Annotated in this window: 1 protein-coding gene; it reads right to left on the bottom strand. The window is 68.5% G+C overall.

The genetic code is table 11. The annotated features are described in order from the left end of the window. Positions 1 to 10: 10 nt before the first annotated feature. Positions 11 to 1,306 carry an IS701 family transposase gene (locus DQE82_RS30480; RefSeq protein WP_113974897.1) on the bottom strand — a complete coding sequence of 432 codons (1,296 nt, stop codon included), beginning with the start codon at positions 1,304 to 1,306 and terminating at the stop codon, positions 11 to 13. Between the last annotated feature and the right edge of the window lie 105 nt (positions 1,307 to 1,411).

The following is a 1,411-nucleotide window of genomic DNA, read 5'->3' as shown; positions in this document are numbered from 1 at the left end:
TACTCCAACGTCACTTCGCTCGTCTGCGCTGGTAGTGGGATCGACGGGCTCGGGCTTGGGATGTTCGTCGCCAGATCGACCAGTGCAGGGTGTGCGCTGATGGTGGTGCTGTGGCGAGGACGAACGCGTTGAGGAGGCGGCGGATCTCAGCGAGGGTCAACGCGATGATCTCCGCATCAGTGTTGGGCTGCTGCGCGGTGGCGGCGAGGATGGTCAGGACGGCCAGGGCGAGCATGGCCAGGGTGACGTGGCGGTGCCAGCCGGTCCAGCCGCGGACTTGGTAGTGGTCCAGGCCGACCTGGCCTTTGCCGGTCTGGAACAGCTCTTCGATGCTCCAGCGGGAGCCGGCTACTCGCACAAGTGCGTGCAGCGGGACGGGGCGGGGTGACCAGCACAGGTAGAAGGCCAGCTCATCGGTGGTGCGGTTGCGGCGGATCAGCAGCCATCGGTGCTCACCCGGCCTGGTGGCGGTGGTGATCCAGGCCCACAGGTACTCGCGTGGCCCTTTCGCCCCGGGGCCGCAGCTGTGCGGCTGCCACTCGCGGGTGGGGATCCGGTCGGCGAGGTCGTCGACGCGGATCAGGGTGCGGCCGTCGTTGACGGCCACGCGTCGGTCGCAGCCGACCGCCAGGACGTAGCCAATCTCGCGTTGTTCCAGCTCAGTGCGCAGGCCTGGGTCGGCGCCGTAGACCTCGTCGCCGGTCACCCACCCGAATGGGACACCAGCCTCGATCGCGGCGGCGATCATCTGCCGGGCCAGGGCAGGCTTCGTCGCGAACCCGACCTGGTCGGGAACGCCGGCTTCGGTGAGCCGGTCGGGACGGTCGCACCAGGTCGCCTCCGGCAGGTAGAGCCGACGGTCGATCATCGCTCGTCCCGTCGGTGACACGTAGGCCAGGAACACCCCGACCTGGCTGTTCTCGACACGGCCGGCGGTGCCGGTGTACTGCCGCTGCACCCCGACCGAGCACACCCCTTTCTTGAGGAACCCGGTCTCATCGGTGACCAGCACCGCGTCGGGGTGGCCGAGCTGTTCGATCAGCCAGGAACGCACATCGTCGCGGACGGCGTCGGCGTCCCACACCGCCGTGCGCAGCAGCCGCTGCATCGCCTGCGGATCAGCGTTACCCGCCCGTTCCGCAAGCGACCAGCAGGTCTTCTGTTCGGTGTCCGACAGCAGCCCTTCCACGAACCGCCCGGCCGTCGCCCGCGGCTCGGCCCGCACGAACCGGTCAGCGACACGCGACACCGCCTCGTCCAGGATGACCCGCCACCGGCTGGGGTCTACGCTGTGGCCCACGGCCATCGCGCGATCTTCGGTTGTCCTCACAAACCATCGATGATCAACGCGGTGGCCGCCCTCATACCCACGCCACGCCCAACGCCGAATCCAAGTGACGTTGGAGTACTA

The organism is Micromonospora sp. LHW51205 (assembly GCF_003315815.1).
Taxonomy (GTDB): Bacteria; Actinomycetota; Actinomycetes; order Mycobacteriales; family Micromonosporaceae; genus Micromonospora; species Micromonospora chalcea.
Note: the sequence above shows the minus strand (reverse complement) of the source record. Positions and strands in the feature narration are given on the sequence as shown.